Origin of the sequence: Succinispira mobilis DSM 6222, from assembly GCF_000384135.1 — a bacterium.
In the GTDB taxonomy this organism is placed as follows: Bacteria; Bacillota; Negativicutes; order Acidaminococcales; family Succinispiraceae; genus Succinispira; species Succinispira mobilis.
This window is the reverse complement of sequence record NZ_KB913028.1, coordinates 698,687-706,850: the sequence shown is the minus strand read 5'-3', so window position 1 is coordinate 706,850 and position 8,164 is coordinate 698,687. Positions and strand designations below refer to the sequence as shown.

Annotated in this window: 5 protein-coding genes; 3 read left to right on the top strand and 2 right to left on the bottom strand. The window is 36.9% G+C overall.

Annotated features, from left to right (window positions below):
* The first annotated feature begins 423 nt into the window (after positions 1 to 423).
* The 3 genes from nrdR to nrdG are packed head-to-tail and all read left to right on the top strand — an operon-like array spanning position 424 to position 3,443.
* On the top strand, positions 424 to 876 hold the full coding sequence (nrdR, locus tag SUCMO_RS0103355; RefSeq protein ID WP_019879067.1) for a transcriptional regulator NrdR: 453 nt from the start codon (positions 424 to 426) through the stop codon (positions 874 to 876).
* A gap of 46 nt (positions 877 to 922) precedes the next feature.
* Entirely contained in the window at positions 923 to 2,935 is a 2,013-nt protein-coding gene (gene nrdD / locus SUCMO_RS0103350) for an anaerobic ribonucleoside-triphosphate reductase (protein ID WP_019879065.1), read from the top strand.
* 19 nt (positions 2,936 to 2,954) lie between these two features.
* Positions 2,955 to 3,443 carry an anaerobic ribonucleoside-triphosphate reductase activating protein gene (nrdG, locus tag SUCMO_RS0103345; RefSeq protein ID WP_019879063.1) on the top strand — a complete coding sequence of 163 codons (489 nt, stop codon included), beginning with the start codon at positions 2,955 to 2,957 and terminating at the stop codon, positions 3,441 to 3,443.
* An 89-nt stretch (positions 3,444 to 3,532) separates the two neighbouring features.
* On the opposite strand, the gene uvrC is transcribed toward nrdG, so the two are convergent.
* A complete protein-coding gene (gene uvrC, locus SUCMO_RS0103340; protein ID WP_019879062.1) occupies positions 3,533 to 5,332 on the bottom strand; it encodes an excinuclease ABC subunit UvrC in 1,800 nt (599 codons plus the stop codon).
* A gap of 9 nt (positions 5,333 to 5,341) precedes the next feature.
* Positions 5,342 to 8,161: an excinuclease ABC subunit UvrA gene (uvrA, locus tag SUCMO_RS0103335; RefSeq protein WP_019879061.1), complete on the bottom strand. Its 2,820-nt coding sequence runs from the start codon at positions 8,159 to 8,161 to the stop codon at positions 5,342 to 5,344.
* Between the last annotated feature and the right edge of the window lie 3 nt (positions 8,162 to 8,164).

Genomic DNA, 8,164 nt, shown 5'->3' with positions numbered 1-8,164 from the left:
AACTTGTTGTACTTTGAATTGTATTCCATACTCGTTTGTCCCGCACATTTTATTTATCTTACATTGTTCAGTTTTCAAGGAACATACTTTATATTTTTAAGCCGCTGTTTGCGACTTCTATATAATATCATTTAGCTATTTTTATGTCAAATTCACTATTCTTCTTTTATACGACTTTAGCAATTGTTAATTTGCATTTCCTGTATTTACTGCATTTTTTCTATCTTTTTCTGTCTATTTTTTATTTCATATTCCTTTCTTTTATTCTCCCATTTTCAAGCTCAGCCTATTAAGCCACTCTCATACTATATATTGTGTTTTTAATCCTATTTTTATCAATATCTAGTTGAATTCATTCGTTTTTGTGCTATAATTTTAGAGGCAGTAAATATAATTTTTTAGCAAAGAAGGTGTAATCAGATCATGCGTTGTCCTTTTTGCCAATTCTTAGATACTCGCGTTAGCGATACTCGTGTTGTAAATGATGGTCGTTGCATTAAACGCAGAAGAGAGTGTCCTAATTGTCTAAAACGTTTCACTACTTTTGAAAAAACTGAAGAAATCCCTTTGGTCGTCGTAAAAAAAGATGGTCGTCGTGAACAGTTCAATTCTCAAAAGATTCTTAACGGTCTTATTAAATCTTTCGAAAAACGTACTATTTCTATGGATGAAATTTTAGTAATAGTTGGTGACATTGAGCAAAGTATCAGGCAAAAATACGAACGCGAGGTTTCCAGCGATGTTATCGGTGAAATAGTAATGCAACAGTTGATAAATATTGATCAAGTAGCATATGTGCGGTTTGCTTCTGTATATCGCCAATTTGCTGATGTTAATAATTTCATGCAAGAAATTCAAAAGCTGGCTAAGCAATAGCTTACTATTTTAACTAAGTTTTATAAAATGAGGAGAGAGATATTAAATGCTTATAACTATAAAAAAACGTGATGGACGTGTAGTCCCTTTTAATGAAAGTAAAATAACTGAGGCTATTTTTAAAGCTGCTAAATCTGTAGGTGGCGTAGACAAGCAATTAGCTTTGGAATTAACTATAAATGTTTTAAAGTTTATAAAATTGCAATTTCCTGACGGTAATTGTGGCGTAGAAGACATTCAAGATGCAGTTGAAAAAATTCTTATTGAAAGCGGTCATGCCCGCACTGCTAAAGCTTACATTCTGTATCGCGCTAAACGTACAGCTATTCGAGACGCCAAATCCGATCTGATGGATACAGTTGCGGAAATCTTGGTTGAAACTAATCGCGATAATGCTAATATTTCTAATTCTCCTTCTGCTAAAATGCTTCAAATTGCTAGTGCCGCAAGCAAGGAATATTATCTAAATCGACTAATTCCTGAAAAAATGGCATTAGCGCACAAACGTGGTGATATTCACATTCACGACTTAGATTTTTACGGCAAAACGTTTAATTGTGTCAATATTCCTTTGAAAAAACTTCTCGCTAATGGATTTAATAATGGTCATGGCTATATCCGCCCTCCAAAACGTCCTAATTCTGCTACTGCCCTCGCCGCTATCATTTTGCAAAGTTCTCAAAATGATATGTTCGGTGGACAGTCGTTCGGATTTTTCGACCGCGATATAGCTCCTTATATGAAGGATGCCACAGATGAACAAGTTTTCCAAGCAATGGAAGCACTTATCTATAATTTAAACAGTATGCACTCCCGAGCTGGAGCCCAAGTACCTTTTTCTAGCCTAAATCTTGGTTTAGAAACCAGTCCCGAAGGTCGCAAAGTCGTGAAAAATTTGCTTTTAGCTTATGAAAAAGGTCTGGGCCGTGGTGAAAACCCAATATTCCCCAATATTATTTTCCGAGTTAAAAAAGGCGTTAATATGAATCCTACTGATCCTAATTATGATTTATATAAATTAGCAATCCGTGTTGCTGCCCAACGTTTAAATCCAACTTTCAGCTTTATGGATACAACTTTCAACGCCCCTTATAATGGCGAAGTTTCTTATATGGGTTGCAGAACCCGCGTTATTTCTGATCGTTTTGGCGAAGCTGTGACCGATGGACGCGGCAATCTTTCTTTTACAACTTTAAATTTACCTCGGCTTGCTATTCGCGCCGAAAAAAACATTATGAAATTCTATGAATATCTCGATGAAATGCTTGATTTAATTGGCGAACAGTTATATCATCGTTATCAAGTACAGGCTAATTTACGCGTATCTGATTTGCCCTTTTTAATGGGCCAGCATTTATATTTAGGTTCTGAAAATCTTGGACCAAATGACACGGTCGAAAAAGCAATCAAGCACGGGACTCTCTCCATTGGATTTATCGGTCTGGCTGAAGCTTTAACTTCACTTACTGGTCATCATCATGCCGAAAGTGGCGATTCGCTAAGTTTAGGTGAGGAAATAATTGCTTTCATGCGTAATAAAACCGATAAAATGGCCGACAAATACGACCTAAACTATACACTTATTGCTACACCAGCCGAGGGTCTTTCTGGTCGCTTTTTAAAAATAGATCAAAAAGAATATGGTCTTATTCCCGGTGTTACTGACAAAGACTACTATACAAACTCTTTCCATGTGCCAGTTGCCTATAAAATAAGTGCTTATGATAAAATGAAAATCGAGGGTAAATTTCATAAATACGCTAATGCTGGTCATATCGCTTATGTAGAATTTAGTTCTCCCCCAATAAACAATTTAACAGCTGTCGAAGATATGTTACGCCATATGCAAGAATCAGATTGCGGTTATGTTGGGATTAATTTTCCTGTAGATTTTTGCGAAAACTGCGGTTACTTAGGGGTAATAAACCAAGATTATTGTCCGAATTGTTCAGATGATCATGTACGCCGCGTGCGCCGTATAACTGGCTATCTCAGTACAATTAATAATTTCAATGATGCTAAACGGTGTGAATTGCACGATCGCGTAAATCACGTTTAAAAATTTAGGAGGTGATTTTTTGCTTAAAGTAGCAAGTATTTTACCCGAATCAGTTGTTGATGGGGTTGGTATCCGCACCGTAGTTTTTCTCCAAGGATGTCCTCGACATTGTCCGGGTTGTCACAACGAGAAATTAATCCCCTTTGATGGTGGCGAAGAATATACAGCCACTGAATTAGCCGATGAAATTCTCCGCTATTTAACCCCTATTCATCGCGGCATAACTTTTAGTGGTGGTGAACCATTAAGTCAAGCCGATGATTTAATGGATGTAATTTATCTATTACGCAAGGCTAAACCTGATTTAAATATTTGGGTTTATACTGGCTTTAGCTTTGAAGAAGTCGCTACTTGGGCAATCATCTCAAGTTTTGACGTTTTAATCGATGGTCCATTTATTATGGCTGAACGTAATCTTTACTTGCCATTTCGTGGTTCTAATAACCAGCGCTTAATCGATATTCCCAAAACCTTAGTCGAAAAACAAGTTGTACTTTTAGATATCTAAATTCTAAATTAGCCCCTATAGACAAATGCACCCTAAAGTTAGGATTCTAACCTTAGGGTGCATTTGCAACTATTAGGGCTAATTTTATTTTATAAGTCACGTTTATGAAAAAAATTATATACTAGTTGCGCACTACTATTATTTATTCCTGGCGCTTGTTTTAACTGTTCAATACTCGCTTTTTTTATTTCTTCGATACTTTTAAAATACTGCATTAATGCCTTACGGCGCGTTGCCCCAATTCCGCTAATATGTTCTAAAATAGACGTTACATTGCGTTTATCGCGCAGTTTGCGATGGTAAGTAATCGCAAACCGATGTGCCTCATCACGAATGTTTTGCAAAATATGCAAAGCTGGAGAGCTTTTATCCAGGATTATCGGGTATTTAGTGTTGGGCAAAAACACATGCTCAAATTGCTTAGCCAAACTAATAACAGGCAGGTTATTCAGTCCTAAAGCTGATAATATTTCACAAACACTACTTAATTGGCCTTTACCACCATCGATAACAAGTAAATCAGGTAAATTGTCACAGTCACGATAACGCCTAGAAATTGCCTCTTGCATTGATAAAAAATCATCGGGTTTTCCTTCTACCGTTTTTAATTTGTAACGCCGATAATATTTTTTGGCTGGTAGCCCATCTTCAAACACAACCATGGATGCTACTGTTTGCTGGCCTTGATTGTGGGAAATATCAAAACATTCTAACCGTTTTAAGTAGTTTGGCAAATTTAATGCCTGGGCTAATTCTTCTAAAGCTTGATATTGCTTAATTAATTTATTTTCTCTTTTGGCTAATTCTTCTTCTAATTTTATCTTAGCATTTTCCTGAGCCATCAATAATAAGTCCTTTTTAATACCACGTTGTGGTCTGATTAGTTTTACCGTTTGTTGGGCCTGAACTTTAAACCATTCAGTCCATAACGCTTCTTCCTCTAACTTTATTGGCAAAATAATTTCACTAGGAATAAACGTAGCTTTTAAATAATATTGTTTTAAAAATTCTAGCAAATTTTCTTGCAAATCACTATCTAAAACTTGTTTTAAATAAAACAAATGTTGCCCCACTAACTTTCCGGAGCGAACTAATAATACCTGCACAGATATTTGCGTATGAATTTGAGCTAGCCCTAAAACATCAAAATCAGCATTCGATTGACTAATAACTTTTTGTTCTTGTCTGATTTTATCCACAGCCTGTATTTGTTGCTTTAAAACAATTGCTTGTTCAAAATCTAAAGTTGCACTAGCCTGTTTGATCTGCTTTTTTAAACTCTGGAGTAAAATTTCGCTTCGCCCTTCTAAAAATAACTCTACTTGTTGGACTAAGTTTTGATAATCTGCCACCGTAATCAGTTTTTGGCATGGCGCCCAACATTCTTTAATATAGAACCGCAAACAAGCCCGACCCGTAGACATAGTACGACAAGTGCGCAACTTAAATGTTTTTCGCAGTAATGCTAAAGTTGCATACACAGCTTGAGCATCTGCAAACGGGCCAAAATATTTGGCTCCATCTCGCTCATACTTACGAGTTACATATAATCGGGGAAACTGTTCTTGAACAGTAAGTTTAATATAAGGATAGCTTTTATCATCTTTTAATAAAATATTATATTTCGGCGCATATTTTTTTATTAAATTGCATTCTAATATCAAAGCTTCTAGTTCATTGCCAGTTACAATATAATCAAAATCTACAATTTGTTTAACTAAAATCTGCGTTTTAGTCGTTTGTCCTGAAATTTGTTTAAAATAACTCCGCACCCGATTTTTTAAAATTTTCGCCTTGCCCACATAAATAATCTGCCCTTGAGAATTTTTCATTAAATAAACTCCCGGTTTTTCTGGCAGAAGTTGTAGTTTTTCTTCAATTTTATTCATAAATCGCACCTATTTATTCTTTAATAAAGGTTGCAAAAATTTACCTGTATAGGAACGAGGGTTAGCTGCTACTATTTCCGGAGTCCCACAAGCTACTATTTCTCCGCCACCACTGCCACCTTCTGGGCCTAAATCAATAATATAATCCGCGGTCTTAATTACATCTAAATTATGTTCAATTACTAGGACGCTATCACCAGCTGCCACTAATTTTTGCAACACCTCTAACAATTTATGGATGTCCGCAATATGTAACCCTGTTGTCGGCTCATCTAGGATATATAAAGTTTTGCCGGTACTCCGACGGGATAATTCCGTAGCTAATTTAACCCGTTGCGCTTCGCCACCTGATAAAGTAGTTGCCGCCTGGCCTAAACGAATATAGCCTAAGCCCACTTCTTGTAAAACCGCAAGTTTACGCTGAATACGAGGGATATTTTGAAAAAATTCTACAGCTTCATCTACTACCATTTCTAGAACATCACTGATGTTTTTTCCTTTATAGTGAACTTCTAAAGTTTCCCGATTATAGCGCTTAGCCTTACAAACTTCACAGGGAATATATACATCTGGCAAAAAATTCATCTCTATTTTATTCATCCCATCACCTTGGCAAGCTTCACACCGCCCGCCTTTAACATTAAAACTAAACCGCCCCGCCTTATAGTTGCGCATTTTTGCTTCGGTAGTTTGACTAAATAGCTCCCGAATATAGTCAAACACCCCAGTATAAGTTGCCGAGTTAGATCGCGGTGTCCGACCAATTGGTGACTGATCAATATTAATAACTTTATCTAGATGCTCTAGCCCCAAAATATCTTTATAACCTACAGCTCTAGTTTTACTAGCATGCAACTTGTGTGCTAAAGCGTTGTATAAAATATCATTAATTAAAGTGCTTTTACCCGAACCAGAAACTCCCGTAATCACCGTAAATATTCCTAAAGGTATTTTCACATCAATATTTTTTAAATTATTAGCCTGAGCCCCCTGAATAGTCAAAAATCTTTCCCCTAGTTGGCGACGTTGCTTGGGTACGGCTATTTTTCTTTTGCCGCTTAAATACTCACCTGTTATTGATTCTGGACACGCACAAATATCCGCAATTTTCCCTTGCGCCACAATTTCGCCACCATGAACCCCAGCCCTTGGCCCAATATCTACAATCCAGTCTGCAACGCGCATCGTGTCTTCATCGTGTTCTACCACAATCAAGGTATTGCCAATATCGCGCAAGTATTGCAGGGTTTGCAGAAGCTTTTCATTATCTCGCTGATGTAAGCCAATACTAGGCTCATCTAAAATATATAATACCCCTACTAGCCCCGAACCAATTTGCGTAGCTAAACGAATTCGTTGCGCCTCACCTCCCGACAACGTTCCCGCAGCTCTAGCTAAGGTCAAATAATTTAAACCGACATTATTTAAAAATTCTAGCCGACTAATAATTTCTTTTAAAATTTGCTCAGCAATTTTTAAACTTCGAGCTGGCAACTGCAAATCACGGAAAAACCCCAACGCTTCTGTAATATTCAGTTGTGTTACTTGATGAATATTTTTTTCAGCAACCCGCACCGCTAATACTTCTGGTTTAAGTCTTGCACCTTTACACACCGTACAATCACTAGTATTCATATAAAGTTCTTCTATTTCCTGTTTACTAGTTTCACTTGCTTCTCGATAGCGTCTTGAGAGTAAGGGTAATATTCCTTCATAATAGGTATTATGTTCTTTCGTTTCACCTTGTAAATTAGTATAAAAAAAGCTTACCTTTTCTTCATCCAAGCCATACAAAAGCTTTTCTTGCACCTTAGCCGACAATTCTGCCCAACAGTTATCTAGACTGTAACCATAACGTTCTAAGACCGCTTGTACTTTTTTCATCATGTAAGAATTAACATTACTACCAATAGCATCAATTCCACCTAGATTAATTGCTAAGTCTGGTTTGGGGATTATCAATTTTAAATCAAATTCCATCGTTACCCCTAAACCTGTACATGCCGGACAAGCTCCATAGGGACTATTAAAAGAAAAACTTCGTGGTTCTAAATCTTCCACACTAGTTTGGCAATTCAAACACGCTAATTTTTCACTATAAAGTGTACTCACTCCATCTACTTCTACCTCTACCAACCCTTCTGCCTGCTTTAAAGCCAATTCCACTGACTCGGCAATTCTACTGGTCAAATCCTCACGCATTACTAAGCGATCAATTACAATTGCAATATTATGTTTTTTATTTTTATCTAAATTAATTTCTTCTTCCAGTAATTGAATTTCCCCGTCAACTTTCACCCGTACAAACCCAGCTTGACGTAAACTCTCCAAAACTTTTTGTTGACCGCCGCGTTTTCCCCGAATTATTGGTGCTAAAATCAGCGCTTTACTACCGATAGGCGCTTGCATAATTTTATCAATAATTTGCTCTGGAGCTTGTTTTTCGACTAAACTATCGCAATGCGGACAATGGGCTACGCCGACTCTAGCAAACAGCAAACGGAGGTAATCATAAATTTCAGTAACTGTTCCTACAGTCGAGCGAGGATTACGGCTAGTTGTTTTTTGGTCAATAGATATTGCTGGCGATAAGCCTTCAATGTAGTCAACATCTGGCTTATCCATTTGACCGAGAAATTGCCGGGCATAAGCCGACAAAGATTCCACATACCGTCTTTGTCCTTCCGCATAAATTGTATCGAAAGCCAAAGAAGATTTACCTGAGCCAGACAGGCCGGTAAAAACAATAAACTTATTTCGCGGCAATTTTAAATTTACATTTTTTAAGTTATGTTGACGCGCACCTTTTATTATTAAATTGTCATTCATTTT